This is a genomic window from Pseudomonas sp. NPDC096925 (assembly GCF_044762545.1).
GTDB lineage: Bacteria > Pseudomonadota > Gammaproteobacteria > Pseudomonadales > Pseudomonadaceae > Aquipseudomonas.
In genome coordinates, this window is record NZ_JBIWEM010000001.1 from 373,896 (window position 1) to 388,613 (window position 14,718).

14 protein-coding genes are annotated in these 14,718 nt (G+C 63.7%); 7 read left to right on the forward strand and 7 right to left on the reverse strand.

Going from position 1 to position 14,718, the window contains the following annotated elements; all coding sequences use genetic code 11:
* Positions 1–64 precede the first annotated feature (64 nt).
* The 5 genes from hisD (at position 65) to ACIQYU_RS01860 (ending at position 5,215) form a co-directional block, all read left to right on the forward strand.
* Positions 65–1,390: a histidinol dehydrogenase gene (gene hisD, locus ACIQYU_RS01840; RefSeq protein ID WP_241106296.1), complete on the forward strand. Its 1,326-nt coding sequence runs from the start codon at positions 65–67 to the stop codon at positions 1,388–1,390.
* A 2-nt stretch (positions 1,391–1,392) separates the two neighbouring features.
* On the forward strand, positions 1,393–2,439 hold the full coding sequence (gene hisC, locus ACIQYU_RS01845) for a histidinol-phosphate transaminase (RefSeq protein ID WP_233693883.1): 1,047 nt from the start codon (positions 1,393–1,395) through the stop codon (positions 2,437–2,439).
* Positions 2,440–2,590: 151 nt separating this feature from the next.
* Positions 2,591–3,241, forward strand: a complete 651-nt coding sequence (locus ACIQYU_RS01850) for a FadR/GntR family transcriptional regulator (RefSeq protein WP_207834665.1) — start codon at positions 2,591–2,593, stop codon at positions 3,239–3,241.
* A gap of 13 nt (positions 3,242–3,254) precedes the next feature.
* Positions 3,255–4,535, forward strand: a complete 1,281-nt coding sequence (locus ACIQYU_RS01855; protein ID WP_402798000.1) for a CynX/NimT family MFS transporter — start codon at positions 3,255–3,257, stop codon at positions 4,533–4,535.
* 179 nt (positions 4,536–4,714) lie between these two features.
* Positions 4,715–5,215: a nuclear transport factor 2 family protein gene (locus ACIQYU_RS01860; RefSeq protein ID WP_402798003.1), complete on the forward strand. Its 501-nt coding sequence runs from the start codon at positions 4,715–4,717 to the stop codon at positions 5,213–5,215.
* On the opposite strand, the gene ACIQYU_RS01865 is transcribed toward ACIQYU_RS01860, so the two are convergent.
* Positions 5,151–6,047 (reverse strand): hypothetical protein, encoded by an 897-nt coding sequence (locus tag ACIQYU_RS01865; protein ID WP_402798006.1) that lies wholly within the window; start codon positions 6,045–6,047, stop codon positions 5,151–5,153. The two genes, ACIQYU_RS01860 and ACIQYU_RS01865, sit on opposite strands and share 65 nt — an antisense overlap.
* A gap of 37 nt (positions 6,048–6,084) precedes the next feature.
* Here ACIQYU_RS01865 and ACIQYU_RS01870 point away from each other — a divergent pair, with 37 nt between their 5' ends.
* Positions 6,085–6,399 (forward strand): GIY-YIG nuclease family protein, encoded by a 315-nt coding sequence (locus ACIQYU_RS01870; protein ID WP_207836086.1) that lies wholly within the window; start codon positions 6,085–6,087, stop codon positions 6,397–6,399.
* Positions 6,400–6,412: 13 nt separating this feature from the next.
* Here the strand turns inward: ACIQYU_RS01870 and yejK are convergent, their stop codons facing one another.
* Positions 6,413–7,420 carry a nucleoid-associated protein YejK gene (gene yejK, locus ACIQYU_RS01875; protein ID WP_207836067.1) on the reverse strand — a complete coding sequence of 336 codons (1,008 nt, stop codon included), beginning with the start codon at positions 7,418–7,420 and terminating at the stop codon, positions 6,413–6,415.
* Positions 7,421–7,789: 369 nt separating this feature from the next.
* Here yejK and ACIQYU_RS01880 point away from each other — a divergent pair, with 369 nt between their 5' ends.
* Positions 7,790–8,071: an HU family DNA-binding protein gene (locus ACIQYU_RS01880; RefSeq protein WP_003257928.1), complete on the forward strand. Its 282-nt coding sequence runs from the start codon at positions 7,790–7,792 to the stop codon at positions 8,069–8,071.
* Between the two features lie 50 nt (positions 8,072–8,121).
* On the opposite strand, the gene rlmF is transcribed toward ACIQYU_RS01880, so the two are convergent.
* The 5 genes from rlmF to ACIQYU_RS01905 all read right to left on the reverse strand — a co-directional run bounded on the left by rlmF (position 8,122) and on the right by ACIQYU_RS01905 (position 14,650).
* Entirely contained in the window at positions 8,122–9,075 is a 954-nt protein-coding gene (gene rlmF / locus ACIQYU_RS01885) for a 23S rRNA (adenine(1618)-N(6))-methyltransferase RlmF (protein WP_207836064.1), read from the reverse strand.
* A 178-nt stretch (positions 9,076–9,253) separates the two neighbouring features.
* Positions 9,254–12,100: a valine--tRNA ligase gene (locus tag ACIQYU_RS01890; protein ID WP_241106299.1), complete on the reverse strand. Its 2,847-nt coding sequence runs from the start codon at positions 12,098–12,100 to the stop codon at positions 9,254–9,256.
* Positions 12,101–12,310: 210 nt separating this feature from the next.
* On the reverse strand, positions 12,311–12,670 hold the full coding sequence (locus ACIQYU_RS01895; protein WP_063911378.1) for a hypothetical protein: 360 nt from the start codon (positions 12,668–12,670) through the stop codon (positions 12,311–12,313).
* A gap of 5 nt (positions 12,671–12,675) precedes the next feature.
* Positions 12,676–13,107: a DNA polymerase III subunit chi gene (locus tag ACIQYU_RS01900; RefSeq protein ID WP_402798012.1), complete on the reverse strand. Its 432-nt coding sequence runs from the start codon at positions 13,105–13,107 to the stop codon at positions 12,676–12,678.
* A 49-nt stretch (positions 13,108–13,156) separates the two neighbouring features.
* On the reverse strand, positions 13,157–14,650 hold the full coding sequence (locus ACIQYU_RS01905) for a leucyl aminopeptidase (protein ID WP_207836054.1): 1,494 nt from the start codon (positions 14,648–14,650) through the stop codon (positions 13,157–13,159).
* Between the last annotated feature and the right edge of the window lie 68 nt (positions 14,651–14,718).

Genomic DNA, 14,718 nt, shown 5'->3' on the forward strand with positions numbered 1-14,718 from the left:
GCCCGCGCGGATGGACTGGTAGCCTAGGGCGCCTGAGCATTCGCCAATAATCGAGGCCCTCGCCATGACCGTGTCCACTGCAATTGCCCGTCTCAACGCTGCTGATCCGGATTTCGCCCGACATCTGGATCATCTGCTGAGCTGGGAAAGTGTGTCCGATGACGCGGTCAACCAGCGCGTGCTCGACATCATCAAGGCCGTGCGTGAGCGTGGCGATGCGGCATTGGTGGAGTTCACCCAGCGTTTCGATGGTGTCGATGCCAAGTCGATTGACGACCTGATCCTCGATCGCGCGCGCCTGGAACTGGCCCTGACCCGCATTACCCCGGCCCAGCGTGAAGCCCTGGAAAAGGCCGCCAACCGTGTGCGCATGTACCACGAGCGGCAGAAGCAGGACTCCTGGCAGTACACCGAAGCCGACGGCACCGTGCTCGGCCAGAAGGTCACCCCGCTGGACCGCGCCGGGCTGTATGTGCCGGGCGGCAAGGCGTCTTACCCGTCGTCGGTGCTGATGAACGCCATCCCGGCCAAGGTCGCCGGAGTGGCCGAGGTGGTGATGGTGGTGCCGACCCCGCGTGGCGAGGTCAACGAGCTGGTGCTGGCGGCTGCCTGCATCGCCGGTGTCGACCGGGTGTTCACCGTCGGTGGCGCCCAGGCTGTGGCCGCGCTGGCCTACGGTACCGAAAGCGTGCCGCAGGTGGACAAGATCGTCGGCCCGGGCAACATCTACGTCGCCACCGCCAAGCGCCACGTGTTCGGCCAGGTGGGTATCGACATGATCGCCGGCCCGTCGGAAATCCTTGTGGTGTGCGACGGCCAGACCGACCCGGACTGGATCGCCATGGACCTGTTCTCCCAGGCGGAGCACGACGAAGATGCCCAGGCCATCCTGGTCAGCCCCGATGCCGCCTTCCTCGACCGCGTTGCCGCCAGCATCGACAAGCTGCTGCCGACCATGGAGCGTGCCGAGATCATCGAGAAGTCGATCAATGGCCGTGGCGCGCTGATCCAGGTGCGCGACATGCAGCAGGCCATGGAAGTGGCCAACCGCATCGCACCGGAGCACCTGGAGCTGTCGGTGGCCGACCCGCAGGCCTGGCTGCCACACATCCGCCACGCTGGCGCGATCTTCATGGGCCGCCACACCAGCGAAGCGCTGGGCGACTACTGCGCCGGCCCCAACCACGTGCTGCCGACTTCCGGCACCGCGCGTTTCTCGTCGCCGCTGGGGGTGTATGACTTCCAGAAGCGTTCGTCGATCATTTACTGCTCCGAGCAGGGCGCGTCCGAACTGGGCCATACCGCCTCGGTCCTGGCCCGTGGCGAGTCGCTGACCGCCCACGCCCGCAGCGCTGAATACCGCATCCTGACCCAAGAGAAGGGGAACTGAGCATGAGTCGATTCTGGAGCCCCTTCGTCAAGGACCTGGTGCCTTACGTGCCGGGCGAGCAGCCCAAGCTGGCCCGTCTGGTCAAGCTGAACACCAACGAAAACCCCTACGGCCCGTCACCCAAGGCGCTGGAGGCCATGCGCGGCGAGCTGAACGACAACCTGCGCCTGTACCCGGACCCGAACGGTGACCGGCTTAAGCAGGCGGTGGCCGAGTACTACGGCGTGACTCCGGCACAAGTGTTTGTCGGCAACGGCTCGGACGAGGTACTGGCGCACATCTTCCACGGCCTGTTCCAGCACGACGCACCGCTGCTGTTCCCGGACATCAGCTACAGCTTCTACCCGGTCTACTGCGGCCTCTACGGTATCGCCTTCGAGCAGGTGGCGCTGGACGAGCAGTTCCAGATCCGCATCGAGGACTACAACAAGCCCAACGCCGGCATCATCTTCCCCAACCCCAACGCGCCGACCGGCTGCCTGATGCCGCTGCAGGCGGTGGAGCAGTTGCTGCAGGCCAATCGTGATTCGGTGGTGGTGATCGATGAGGCCTACATCGACTTCGGTGGCGAAACGGCCATCAGCCTGGTCAACCGCTACGACAACCTGCTGGTCACCCAGACCCTGTCGAAGTCGCGTTCGCTGGCCGGGTTGCGGGTTGGCCTGGCGGTGGGGCACCCGGACCTGATCGAGGCGCTGGAGCGTATCAAGAACAGCTTCAACTCCTACCCGTTGGACCGTGCGGCGATCGTCGGCGCGGCGGTGGCGTTCGAGGACCGCGAATACTTCGAGCAAACCTGCCGCAAGGTGATCGACAGCCGCGAGGTATTGGTCGGGCAGCTGCGGGCCAAGGGCTTTGAAGTGCTGCCTTCGGCGGCCAACTTCATCTTCGCCCGCCATCCGCAGCAGGATGCTGGCGAGCTGGCTGCACGCCTGCGCGAGCAGGGCGTGATCGTGCGCCACTTCAAGCAGCCGCGCATTGCCCAGTTCCTGCGCATTACCATCGGTACGCCAGAGATGAACCAGGCGCTGCTTGATGCGTTGAACTGACGGTATTGCAAGCTGCCGTGACGCGGCCCTTGTGGGAGCGGGCGTGCCCACTCCCACAGGGATTTCCGCTATCGGCAGAAACCATCAGTGTTTGCTGTATTGCCGGTATACATTATGCTGACCAGATTCATCGGATGATTGGTTGAGTTGCATGAGTACCGAATTGACCAAGCGCTCCCTGGTCGAACTGGCCGTCGAGCGCATGCGTGAACGCATCGAGCTGGGCGACTGGCAGGTTGGCCAGCGTTTGCCGACCGAGCCGGAACTTGCCCTGCAGTTGGGCATCAGCCGCAACACCGTACGCGAGGCCATGCGCGTGCTGGCGTTCAGTGGCCTGGTGGAGATCCGCCAGGGCGACGGCAGTTACCTGCGCACGGCCCAGGATCCGCTGCAGGCGGTGCAGGCGATGTCCCGTTGCACGCACGAGCAGGCCCGTGAAACCCGGCACATCCTCGAAGCCGAGGCCATCGGCCTGGCCGCACTGCGCCGTACCGACGCCGACCTGCAAGCGCTGCGTGATGCCCTGGCCAGCAGTGCCGGACATTTTCACGGTGATATCGATGCCTATGTGGCCTGCGACCTGGTGTTTCACCAGCGGCTGGTCGATGCCGCCCATAACCCGGCCCTGAGTGAACTGTACCGGTACTTTTCCGGGGTGGTGGCTGCCGCGCTGCAGCACAACATGGCGACTGTGCCGCGCTGCCAGGCCACGTTCGACCTGCATGGGCAAATCCTCGCCGCCATCGAGCAACGCGATGCGGAGCAGGCCAAGCGCCTGAGCCGTACCCTTATCGAATCCTGACTCTGAGAAGGCCATGGCTGAATCCATCACCCGTAACACCCTACCGAACGAGCGGGACCTCGATGAGCTGCTGATCGACGCCGAGGCGGACGACGCGCAGGTCCAGCAGCAGCCAGTGGTCGTGCGGCGGCCCTGGCTGTTGCTGCTGGGCCTGGTGCTGGTGGCCTTGAACCTGCGTCCGGCGCTGTCGAGCATGGCGCCGGTGCTGGGCCAGGTATCCGAAGGTTTGGGGCTGAATGCTTCGCAGGCCGGTTTGCTGACCACCCTGCCGGTGCTGTGCCTGGGCCTGTTCGCCCCCTTGGCGCCGGTGCTGGCGCGGCGCTTTGGCAGCGAGCGGGTGATCCTCGGCATCCTCGTCACCCTGGCGCTGGGCATTTTGGTGCGCAGCACCTTTGGCGCTATCGGGGTGTTCCTTGGCAGCCTGATGGCGGGGGCCAGTATTGGCATTATTGGCGTGCTGTTGCCGGGTATAGTCAAGCGCGACTTCCCGCAGCATGCTGGCACCCTGACCGGCGTGTACACCATGGCGTTGTGCCTGGGCGCCGCCATGGCGGCGGGTGCCACGGTGCCCCTGGCCCGGCATTTCTACGACAGCTGGGCGCTGGGGCTGGGTTTCTGGGTGCTGCCGGCCGTGCTGGCCATGCTGGTATGGCTGCCGCAAGCCCGCCAGGGCCATGGTCTGCACAAGGTGGCCTATCGCGTGCGTGGGCTTTGGCGTGATCCGCTGGCCTGGCAGGTGACCCTGTACATGGGCCTGCAGTCTTCGCTGGCTTACATCGTCTTCGGCTGGTTGCCATCGATCCTGATCGGCCGCGGCCTGAGCCCGACCGAAGCGGGGCTGGTGCTGTCGGGGTCGGTGATCGTGCAACTGGTCAGTTCGCTCAGTGCGCCCTGGCTGGCCACGCGCGGCAAGGACCAGCGCCTGGCGATCGTGCTGGTCATGCTGATTACCCTGGCTGGCCTGTTCGGTTGCCTGTATGCGCCACTTTCCGGGCTGTGGGGCTGGGCGGTGGTGCTGGGCCTGGGGCAGGGCGGTACCTTTGCCCTGGCGCTGACCTTGATCGTGCTGCGCTCGAAGGATGCCCATGTGGCGGCAAACCTGTCGAGCATGGCGCAGGGAGTGGGGTACACGCTGGCGTCGATGGGACCGTTCGCGGTGGGGCTGGTGCATGACCTGACCGGGGGCTGGGCGGCAGTGGGGTGGATTTTCGCCGTGCTGGGGGCGGGTGCCCTCGTGTTCGGCCTGGGGGCCGGGCGGGCTTTGCATGTGCAGGTGAGCAGCGAGAAAGTCTGAAGTTGATGTTGGCAGTGCCGGCCCTTTCGCGGGTGAACCCGCTCCCACAGCTACTGCACAATTTTCAAGATGTGTGCGATCCCTGTGGGAGCGGGTTCACCCGCGAAGGGGCCGGTACTGGCATAAGCAACCGGGGCAGATTATCGTGCTGCTTTGACTCCCAGGACGGACCAGCCCTCATGAGCGATGCCAACCACGACCTGATCACCCGTTTCTACCAGGCCTTCCAGCGCCTGGACGCCGAGGCCATGGTCGCCTGCTACAGTGATGATATCGTCTTCAGCGACCCGGTCTTCGGCACCCTGCGTGGCAAGGATGCAGGCGACATGTGGCGGATGCTGACCAGCCGCGCCAAGGACTTCACCCTGACCTTCGATAACGTCCGCGCTGACGAGCGCAGTGGTGGAGCGCACTGGGTGGCCACCTACCTGTTCAGCCAGACCGGTCGCACCGTGGTCAACGATATCCAGGCGCGTTTTGTGATCCGTGACGGGCTGATCTGCCAGCACGATGACCACTTCGACTTGTGGCGCTGGACGCGCCAGGCGCTGGGAGTGCCTGGCGTGCTGCTGGGCTGGTCGCCGCTGGTGCAGAACAAGGTACGCCAGCAGGCATTCAAAGGCCTGCGGGCGTACCAGCATGCTCAAGGCATACTGCCTGATCACTCTCGTGATAGCTGAAGGCGGCACGTTCATCGAGGCCGTTCGGTAGGCGAATACGAATGACGGGTATGAATGTGCCGTTGGTCCTGTGCCAATCCTGCTGATCGGCCTGAGCTTGTTGCAATGCGCCGTAAGCACCTTCGATATGGAAGAACGACTGGATTGGCAGCCTGCTGGACTGCTCTTCGTCCCACGCACCGATCACTACTTCGTTCCACGGGAAAGGTAATTCAGGCGCAAACAACTGTTTGGCACGTATGCTCTGGTAGAAGGCGTCAGCCCGCTCAGGAACCCGCGCCCGGCGGATATCGAATGCACACTGGGCCTTGTAGTCGCCGCTTTGCCGGAAGCGCTCCATCCACTGCTCGGCAGTGAGTACCCCCTGTTCATGGCAGGCCGCTTCGGTTGCGGCTGTCTGCCGATTGTCGCCGCAACCGCGGTTGTCACGCTCCCAGGTATCACCGTCAGTGGGCCAGGCGCATAGCATTTCGTAGCGCAAGCTCTCTTTCGGGCGTTGCAGCAGCGGGTACAGGGTAAAGCCGCTACGGCCGTCGGCAGCCAGCTGCGTGGTGGGAATGTCGGCGCGCAGGTAAGAGAACGATACGCCGCCTTTGTCCTTGCTGTTCTGGCTATGATGCCAGGAGTGATAAAGCGGTGAAGGTCTGGTTGACCTTAGTAAAACGCCCGAACAGGCGTGGGCAGGTACCGCGTTGCCCTGGCACTGCGCGGGCGTGGAGTCGTAGTTTTTCTGCAACTGCTTGGCGGTCTGGGCGCCGATGGAGGCCTGGGCGGTGGATACGCTGGCCCAGAGGGCAGCGGCAAGCAAGGTGCGGGATACTGAAGTGAGCATGATGAAGCCCTTTTGGGGTGGGCTCACCAAATTAATGATGGAAAGAGCAGGCGTCGTGAGTGAAAAAGTGCCGGATCAGGCAGTAAAACCCTGGTATGTCTACTTGGTAAGGGCTGCCAATGGATCGCTGTATTGCGGTATCAGCGATGACCCGCAGCGGCGTTTTCTGGCGCACCAGAAAGGGCAGGGCGCGCGTTACTTCAAGACCAGCCCGGCCCAGGCGCTGGTGTATGTGGAGCAATGGCCGGACAAGGGCGAAGCATTGCGCCAGGAGCGGCTGGTGAAGCGGCTGCGCAAGTCGGCGAAGGAGGCGCTGGTGGCCTCCTATGAGGCTGTGTCTTCCGCTATTTAGGGCCGCTTCGCGCTCAGTCCTTGCGCCGCTTCAACTGATCCACCAAGGTGGTCGGAAGGCCCTTGATGATCAAGGTCCCTGCCGCTTCGTCATATTCGACCTTATCCCCCAGCAGGTGCGCTTCGAAGCTGATCGACAGCCCCTCGGCACGCCCGGTGAAACGGCGGAACTGGTTGAGAGTGCGCTTGTCCGCGGGGATTTCCGGCGACAGGCCGTAGTCCTTGTTGCGGATGTGGTCGTAGAACGCCTTGGGCCGGTCCTCGTCGATCAGGCTGGACAGCTCTTCAAGGGTTACCGGCTCGCCCAGCTTGGTCTGGGTAGTAGCGTACTCGACCAGGGTCTGGGTTTTTTCGCGGGCGGACTCTTCCGGCAGGTCTTCGCTCTCGACGAAGTCGCTGAAGGCCTTGAGCAGGGTGCGGGTTTCACCCGGGCCGTCGACGCCTTCCTGGCAGCCGATGAAGTCGCGGAAGTAGTCCGAGACCTTCTTGCCGTTCTTGCCCTTGATGAACGAAATGTACTGTCTGGAGTTCTGGTTGTTCTTCCACTCCGACAGGTTGATGCGCGCTGCCAGGTGCAACTGGCCAAGGTCGAGGTGGCGCGAAGGCATCACGTCGAGCTCGGCGTTCACCGCCACGCCTTCGCTGTGGTGCAGCAGGGCGATCGCCAGGTATTCGGTCATGCCTTGCTGGTAGTGGGCAAACAGGATGTGGCCGCCGGTGGACAGGTTGGACTCTTCCATCAGCTTCTGCAGGTGTTCCACGGCCACGCGGCTGAAGGCGGTAAAGTCCTTTTCTTCGTCCAGGTACTGTTTCAGCCAGCCACTCAGCGGGTAGGCGCCAGACTCACCGTGGAAAAAGCCCCAGGCCTTGCCTTGCTTGGCGTTGTAGCTGTCATTGAGGTCGGCCAGCAGGTTTTCGATGGCGTCGGAGGCGGCCAGTTCGGAATCGCGGGCATGCAGCACGGCGGGGCTGCCATCGGGCTTTTTGTCGATCAGGTGAACGATGCAATGACGGATTGGCATGGAATTCTCGCGAGCTGCAAAAGTCGTCCAGTTTACCTTAGACACAAGGTGATGCAGTGGCCGGATGTTGGCAGAAATGTCGGTTGTTCGTTTTTTGTTCAAATTTGTGCGTTTTAGGCTAAAACCCCCGAAAAACCTGCATTAAATCGAAGTGCGCAGCGGATATTTATCCGTTCCTGTGGTAGCTTTGCGCGGTCTTGCGCCCCTTGTGTGGCGCATTGCTGGCAGCGTGCTGTCGTCGTGTCGAACCAAACGTCGATTTACGTATCTACATACGCGATTGGCGCGGCCCTCCACTTTCAGGGGCTGGCCCGATAACGTCGTAGTCCGCTGCATAACCATCGAATTTGATAGGGAAGGAACACCACCATGGCATTGACCAAAGACCAACTGATTGCCGACATCGCCGAATCGATCGCCGCGCCAAAAGCCACCGCCAAGAACGCTCTGGAGCAACTGGGCCAGATCGTTGCCGACCAACTGGAAAACGGCGCTGAAATCACTCTGCCAGGCATCGGCAAGCTGAAAGTCGCTGAGCGTCCTGCCCGTACCGGCCGTAACCCTTCGACTGGCGCTGCCATCGAAATCGCTGCCAAGAAAGTCGTCAAGTTCGTTCCAGCCAAAGTGCTGACCGACGCCATCAACAAGTAATTGTTGAAGCTTTGACGAAACCGCGCCCGGCTTGCCCGGGCGCGGTTTTTTCATGCCTGGGATTTACGCCGGGCGTGCCAGGCCTGGCGCGCGGTGTCGTCGTGGAAGCTCCAGGCGACCATGCGGCTTTGCTTCTGCCCCTGGCCCATTTCACTGATGCGCACGGCCTTGGCGCCCGCTTTCTTGAGCGCGGCCTCGATCCCTGGCAGGTTGCTGGCCTTGGACACCAGGCTGGTGAACCACAGTACCCGCTCGGCGTACTGCACGCTTTCGCCAACCAGTTGGGTGACAAAGCGGATCTCGCCACCTTCGCACCATAGTTCATTGTTCTGGCCGCCGAAGTTGAGCACCGGCAGCTTGCGCTTGGGGTCCTGCTTGCCAAGATTCTTCCATTTGCGCTGGCTGCCACGGGTGGCTTCGTCACGTGAGGCATGGAAGGGCGGGTTGCACAGGGTCAGGTCGAAGCGTTCGTCTTCCTGCAGCAAGCCGCTGAGTATGTGCGCACGGTTGGCCTGCTGACGCAGGGTGATGGCCTTGCCCAGGCCATTGGCCTGGACGATGGCTTTGGCCGAAGCCAGGGCCACGGGGTCGATGTCCGAACCCAGGAAGCGCCAGCGGTAGTCGCTGTGGCCCAGCAGCGGATAGATGCAGTTGGCGCCAACGCCGATGTCCAGTGCGCGCACCTGGGCGCCCTTGGGGATCTCGCCGGCATTGTCGTCGGCCAGCAGGTCGGCGGCCACATGGATGTAGTCGGCGCGGCCGGGAATTGGCGGGCACAGGTAATCGGCGGGGATGTCCCAGTGCTGGATGCCGTACTGGGCCTTGAGCAAGGCTCGGTTGAACACCCGCACGGCCTCGGGGTTGGCGAAGTCGATGCTGGGTTTGCCGTGGGGGTTGGTGATGGTGAAGCGCGCCAGGTCAGGGTGGGCCTTGATCAGGCTGGGGAAGTCGTAGCGACCCTGGTGGCGGTTGCGCGGGTGCAGGGTGGGTTTGTTCGGGGTCATGGCAGTGTCCAGCCCTATACGAGCGGTGGCTTGAAGAGCCTGGGGCTGCTGCGCAGCCCTTTCGCGACACAAGGCCGCTCCCACAGGATGGTAGCGCCTTGAAGGTTGGCGCCGTCCTGTGGGAGCGGCCTTGTGTCGCGAAAGGGCCGCACAGCGGCCCCAACGGTCTCTCTAGTGATTACAGCGCTGCAATCCGCGCATGCTGCTCGGTGAAGTTGGCCAGGGCCTGTTCGGACTCGGCCAGCTTGGCGCGTTCCTTCTCGATCACCGCAGGCGGTGCCTTGTCGACGAAGGCGGCGTTGGACAGCTTGCCACCCACGCGTGCCACTTCACCCTGCAGGCGCTGGATTTCCTTGTTCAGGCGCGCCAGCTCGGCATCCTTGTCGATCAGGCCGGCCATTGGTACCAGCACTTGCAGGTCGCCGACCAGGGCAGTGGCCGATAGCGGCGCTTCGTCGGCATCGCCCAGTATGGTGAACGATTCGACCTTGGCCAGCTTCTTCAGCAGGGCTTCGTTTTCCTGCAGGCGACGCTGGTCGTCGGCATTGGCGTTTTTCAGGAACAGCGGCAGCGGCTTGCCCGGACCGATGTTCATCTCGGCGCGGATGTTGCGCAGGCCGACCATCAGTTCCTTGAGCCACTCGATGTCACCTTCGGCAGCAGCGTCGATGCGTGCTTCATTGGCCACCGGCCACGGCTGCAGCATGATGGTCTTGCCTTGGATGCCGGCCAGCGGCGCGATGCGCTGCCAGATTTCTTCGGTGATGAACGGCATGAACGGGTGCGCCAGGCGCAGGGCCACTTCCAGCACGCGCACCAGGGTGCGGCGGGTGCCACGGGCGCGCTCGACCGGGGCGTTCTCGTCCCACAGCACCGGCTTGGACAGCTCCAGGTACCAGTCGCAGTACTGGTTCCAGATGAACTCGTACAGCGCCTGGCTGGCCAGGTCGAAGCGGAACTGTTCCAGCTGGCGGGTCACTTCGGCTTCGGTACGCTGCAGCTGCGAGATGATCCAGCGGTCGGCCAGCGACAGCTCGACGGCTTCGCCGTTCTGGCCGCAGTCCTCGCCCTTGTCCAGCACGTAGCGGGCGGCGTTCCAGATCTTGTTGCAGAAGTTGCGGTAGCCTTCGACGCGGCCCATGTCGAACTTGATGTCGCGGCCGGTGGAAGCCAGCGAGCAGAAGGTGAAGCGCAGGGCGTCGGTGCCGTAGCTGGCGATGCCTTCGGGGAACTCGGCCTTGGTCTGCTTGGCGATCTTCTCGGCAAGCTTGGGCTGCATCATGCCGCTGGTGCGTTTTTCCAGCAGGGCGTCGAGGGTGATGCCGTCGACGATGTCCAGCGGGTCCAGCACGTTGCCCTTGGACTTGGACATCTTCTGGCCCTGGCCGTCACGTACCAGGCCGTGCACGTACACGGTCTTGAACGGTACCTGCGGGGTGCCGTCCTCGTTCTTGATCAGGTGCATGGTCAGCATGATCATGCGCGCAACCCAGAAGAAGATGATGTCGAAGCCGGTCACCAGCACGTCGGTGGAGTGGAACTTCTTGAGGAACTCGGTCTGCTCCGGCCAGCCCAGGGTGGAGAAGGTCCACAGGCCCGAACTGAACCAGGTATCGAGTACGTCATCGTCCTGGCGCAGGGCCACGTCGGCGCCCAGGTTGTGCTTGGCGCGCACTTCATCCTCGTTGCGGCCGACATAGACCTGGCCGGCCTCGTCGTACCACGCCGGGATGCGATGGCCCCACCACAGCTGGCGGCTGATGCACCAGTCCTGGATGTCACGCATCCAGGAGAAGTACATGTTCTCGTACTGTTTGGGCACGAACTGGATGCGGCCATCTTCCACGGCGGCGATGGCAGGTTCTGCCAGCGGCTTGGTGGAAACGTACCACTGGTCGGTCAGCCACGGCTCGATGACGGTGCCCGAACGGTCGCCTTTCGGCACTTTCAGGGCGTGGTCGTCGATGCTCACCAGCAGGCCCTGGGCATCCAGGTCGGCGACGATCTGCTTGCGCGCGACGAAGCGGTCGAGGTTGGCGTACTGGGCCGGCAGGCGGGTGTCGACCTGCTCGTTGACGCTGCCGTCGAGGTTGAAGGCCTGTGCGCTGGCCAGCACGAAGGCGTTCTTGTCGAAGATGTTCAGCAGCGGCAGGTTGTGGCGCTTGCCGACTTCGTAGTCGTTGAAGTCGTGGGCCGGGGTGATCTTCACGCAGCCGGTACCGAACTCGGGGTCGCAGTAGTCGTCGGCGATGATCGGGATGCGGCGGCCGACCAGCGGCAGTTCGACGAATTTGCCGATCAGTGCCTGATAGCGCTCGTCGTTCGGGTTGACCGCCACGGCGGCGTCACCCAGCAGGGTTTCCGGACGGGTGGTGGCGACGACCAGGTAGTCCTTGCCTTCGGCAGTCCTGGCGCCGTCGGCCAGCGGGTAGCGCAGGTTCCACAGGTGGCCCTTCTCGTCGTGGTTTTCCACTTCGAGGTCGGAGATGGCCGTGTGCAGCTTGGTGTCCCAGTTGACCAGGCGCTTGCCGCGGTAGATCAGGCCGTCTTCGTGCAGGCGCACGAAGGCTTCCTTGACCGCTTCGGAGAGGCCGTCGTCCATGGTGAAGCGCTCGCGGCTCCAGTCGACCGACGAGCCCAGGCGGCGGATCTGACGGCTGATGTTGCCGCCGGACTGGTCCTTCCATTCCCAGACCTTTTCCAGGAACTTTTCGCGGCCCAGGTCATGCCGGTTCTGGCCCTTGGCCTCGAGCTGGCGCTCGACCAGCATCTGGGTGGCGATACCGGCGTGGTCGGTGCCTGGCTGCCACAGGGTGTCGCGGCCTTGCATGCGGCGGAAACGGATCAGGGCGTCCATGATCGCGTTGTTGAACCCGTGGCCCATGTGCAGGCTGCCGGTCACGTTCGGCGGCGGGATCATGATGGTGTAGGACTCGCCTGCACCTTGTGGGGCGAAATAGTTCTCGGACTCCCAGGTGTTGTACCAGGAAGTTTCGATGGCGTGCGGCTGGTAGGTCTTATCCATGCGCGGCGGGACCCTGTGCATTTATTCGGGAAAGCCGGGAAGTATAACCAAGCTGGGGGCCGCAGGCGACAAGCTGCTGCTATCTGGCACGGCAGGGATGGCCTATTCGCGGGTAAACCCGCTCCCACAGGACCGGCGCAAGTCTCAAAGCTTGCGCCGGTCCTGTGGGAGCGGGTTTACCCGCGAAGAAGGTACCGCCGAATCTCGGTTTTACTCGGAACGCTTGATCAACCGCTCGATCCGCGCATCCAGCCGGCGCTTGATCTCGTTCTCGATGTGCGGGGTGAAATCGTTGATCACGTCCTGCATGATCATCTGCGCCGCGGCACGCAGCTCGCTTTCCAGGTGCAGCAGGGTATCCTGGCGGCGGGTCTGCGGGTCGTCTTCGGGCTCGACCGGTTCGGCCACAGGCGCGGGGTTCCCGGGCGCTTCTTCCAGCAGCAGCGGGATCTGCTCCACTGTCTCGGTCAGCAGCGGTGGTTGCAGGTCGGCGTCGCCAAGTAGCTGGCGTATCGACTCGAGGTCATCGAGCAGATGGGCGGAATCGGGCAGGGGGGAGGGCTTGTCCATCGTCGTCAAAGTCGCTGTAAGCGGTGGTCTTGCAGAGCATAGCCCTGTTCGCGGTAGAAACGGAATCGGTCACGGGCCGATTGGCGGATGCCAAGCTCCTCAACCACGATTTCGGCCACCCGTTCGAACTGGCCGACAAAGCCCGGTACGCCGGCGCCCAGGTTGATCAACAGGTCGTGGTGATCGCCTGCGCTGTCGGTGGCCAGGCCCAATGCCACGCCGGCATCGGCATGTACCTCCGCGAGGTCGTGGGGCACGAAGGCCTCGCCCTTGAAGCGCCACAGGCGTTGGTCCAGATCGCTGCGCTGCTCGGCGTCCTGGCAATGCAGGTAGACCCGGTGGCCAAGGCGCCAGGCCTTTTCGCACAGCTTGCAGGCGAAATCGAGCCGTGCCGACAGCGAGTCGGTGGGCAGGATGTAGAAATCGACTTTGCTCATGGTGGTATCGCCGGCCGGTGGCGCGTGGGGCGCCACCGGCTGCACGGCGTCAGGCGCCAGCGCGGTCCAGCAGGTACTGGGTCAGCAGGGGCACAGGGCGGCCAGTGGCGCCCTTGTCCTTGCCGCCGCTGACCCAGGCGGTGCCGGCGATGTCCATGTGTGCCCAGTCGTAGGCCTTGGCAAAGCGCGACAGGAAGCAGCCGGCGGTGATGGTGCCGGCCTTCGGCCCGCCAATGTTGCCCATGTCGGCGAACGGGCTGTCCAGCTGCTCCTGGTATTCATCGAACAGCGGCAGCTGCCAGGCGCGGTCGTCGGCGCGCTTGCCGGCGTCGAGCAACTGGCCGACCAGGTCGTCGTTGTTGCCCATCAGGCCGGTAGTGTGGCTACCCAGGGCGACAATGCAGGCGCCGGTCAGGGTGGCGATGTCGATCACTGCCTGTGGCTTGAAGCGCTCGGCGTAGGTCAGGGTGTCGCACAGCACCAGGCGGCCTTCGGCGTCGGTGTTGAGGATTTCCACGGTCTGTCCGCTCATGGTGGTGACGATGTCACCCGGGCGGGTGGCGCCGCCGCTTGGCATGTTCTCGGCGCAGGCCAGCAGACACACCAGGTTGACCGGCAGCTGCAGTTCGAGCACCGCACGCAGGGTGCCGAGCACGCTGGCGGCACCGCACATGTCGTACTTCATCTCGTCCATGCCGGCACCAGGCTTGAGGCTGATGCCGCCGGTGTCGAAGGTAATGCCCTTGCCCACCAGCACGAACGGCTTGTCTGCCTTCTTGCCGCCCTGGTAGTTGAGCACGATCAGGCGTGGCGGCTGGTCGCTGCCCTGGCCGACGGCGTAGAACGCGCCCATGCCCAGGTCCTTGATCTTTTTCTCGTCCAGTACTTCGACTTTCAGCGCCTTGTGCGCCTTGCCCAGGTCCTTGGCCTGTTCGGCCAGGAAGCTTGGGTGGCACAGGTTGGGCGGCAGGTTGCCCAGGTCGCGGGTGAAGGCCATGCCGGTGGCGATGGCGCTGGCGTGCTTGACGGCACGTTCGACCTCGGCCTGACCGGCCTTGTCGGCCAGCAGGGTGACCTTCTTCAGGGTGCGTGGCTCGGCCTTCTGGCTCTTGAAACGGTCGAACACGTACTCGCCGTCGAGCAGGGTTTCGGCCAGCAGGCGGTACTTGCCGTAGTGAGCGTCGCGGTTGCTGACCGCGATGTCGTCCAGGGCCAGCACGGCATCAGCGCCGTTCAGGCCCTTGAGCACGCCGGCTACGCTGGCGACCAGTTTGCGCCAGGCGCGGTCGCCCAGGGCTTCGTCCTTGCCGCTGCCCACCAGCAGCACGCGCTCGGCCTTAAGGCCCGGGAGGCTCTGCAGCAGCAGGGTCTGGCCCGGCTTGCCGGCCAGGTCGCCACGCTTGAGCACGGCACTGATGGCGCCTTCGCTGGCCTGGTCCACGGCCTTGGCCACGGCGCCGAGCTTGCGGTTTTCACCTACCGGGAGGACCAGGGTGGCGGTTTTTACGGATGCAGCAGCTACGCTTTTTACAACCAGTTCCATGTCAGGATCCCCGAATGATCGATACAGTCGGCGCTGTGTATTCCAGCGCTCTGGACGGGCCAGGCCGC

What these genes read in the sequence shown, in the direction of transcription:
- hisD (WP_241106296.1), top strand. Translation starts at nt 65, where the DNA reads ATGACCGTGTCCACTGCAATTGCCCGTCTCAACGCTGCTGATCCGGAT.
- hisC (WP_233693883.1), top strand. Translation starts at nt 1,393, where the DNA reads ATGAGTCGATTCTGGAGCCCCTTCGTCAAGGACCTGGTGCCTTACGTG.
- ACIQYU_RS01850 (WP_207834665.1), top strand. Translation starts at nt 2,591, where the DNA reads ATGAGTACCGAATTGACCAAGCGCTCCCTGGTCGAACTGGCCGTCGAG.
- ACIQYU_RS01855 (WP_402798000.1), top strand. Translation starts at nt 3,255, where the DNA reads ATGGCTGAATCCATCACCCGTAACACCCTACCGAACGAGCGGGACCTC.
- ACIQYU_RS01860 (WP_402798003.1), top strand. Translation starts at nt 4,715, where the DNA reads ATGAGCGATGCCAACCACGACCTGATCACCCGTTTCTACCAGGCCTTC.
- ACIQYU_RS01865 (WP_402798006.1), bottom strand. Translation starts at nt 6,047, where the DNA reads ATGCTCACTTCAGTATCCCGCACCTTGCTTGCCGCTGCCCTCTGGGCC.
- ACIQYU_RS01870 (WP_207836086.1), top strand. Translation starts at nt 6,085, where the DNA reads ATGGAAAGAGCAGGCGTCGTGAGTGAAAAAGTGCCGGATCAGGCAGTA.
- yejK (WP_207836067.1), bottom strand. Translation starts at nt 7,420, where the DNA reads ATGCCAATCCGTCATTGCATCGTTCACCTGATCGACAAAAAGCCCGAT.
- ACIQYU_RS01880 (WP_003257928.1), top strand. Translation starts at nt 7,790, where the DNA reads ATGGCATTGACCAAAGACCAACTGATTGCCGACATCGCCGAATCGATC.
- rlmF (WP_207836064.1), bottom strand. Translation starts at nt 9,075, where the DNA reads ATGACCCCGAACAAACCCACCCTGCACCCGCGCAACCGCCACCAGGGT.
- ACIQYU_RS01890 (WP_241106299.1), bottom strand. Translation starts at nt 12,100, where the DNA reads ATGGATAAGACCTACCAGCCGCACGCCATCGAAACTTCCTGGTACAAC.
- ACIQYU_RS01895 (WP_063911378.1), bottom strand. Translation starts at nt 12,670, where the DNA reads ATGGACAAGCCCTCCCCCCTGCCCGATTCCGCCCATCTGCTCGATGAC.
- ACIQYU_RS01900 (WP_402798012.1), bottom strand. Translation starts at nt 13,107, where the DNA reads ATGAGCAAAGTCGATTTCTACATCCTGCCCACCGACTCGCTGTCGGCA.
- ACIQYU_RS01905 (WP_207836054.1), bottom strand. Translation starts at nt 14,650, where the DNA reads ATGGAACTGGTTGTAAAAAGCGTAGCTGCTGCATCCGTAAAAACCGCC.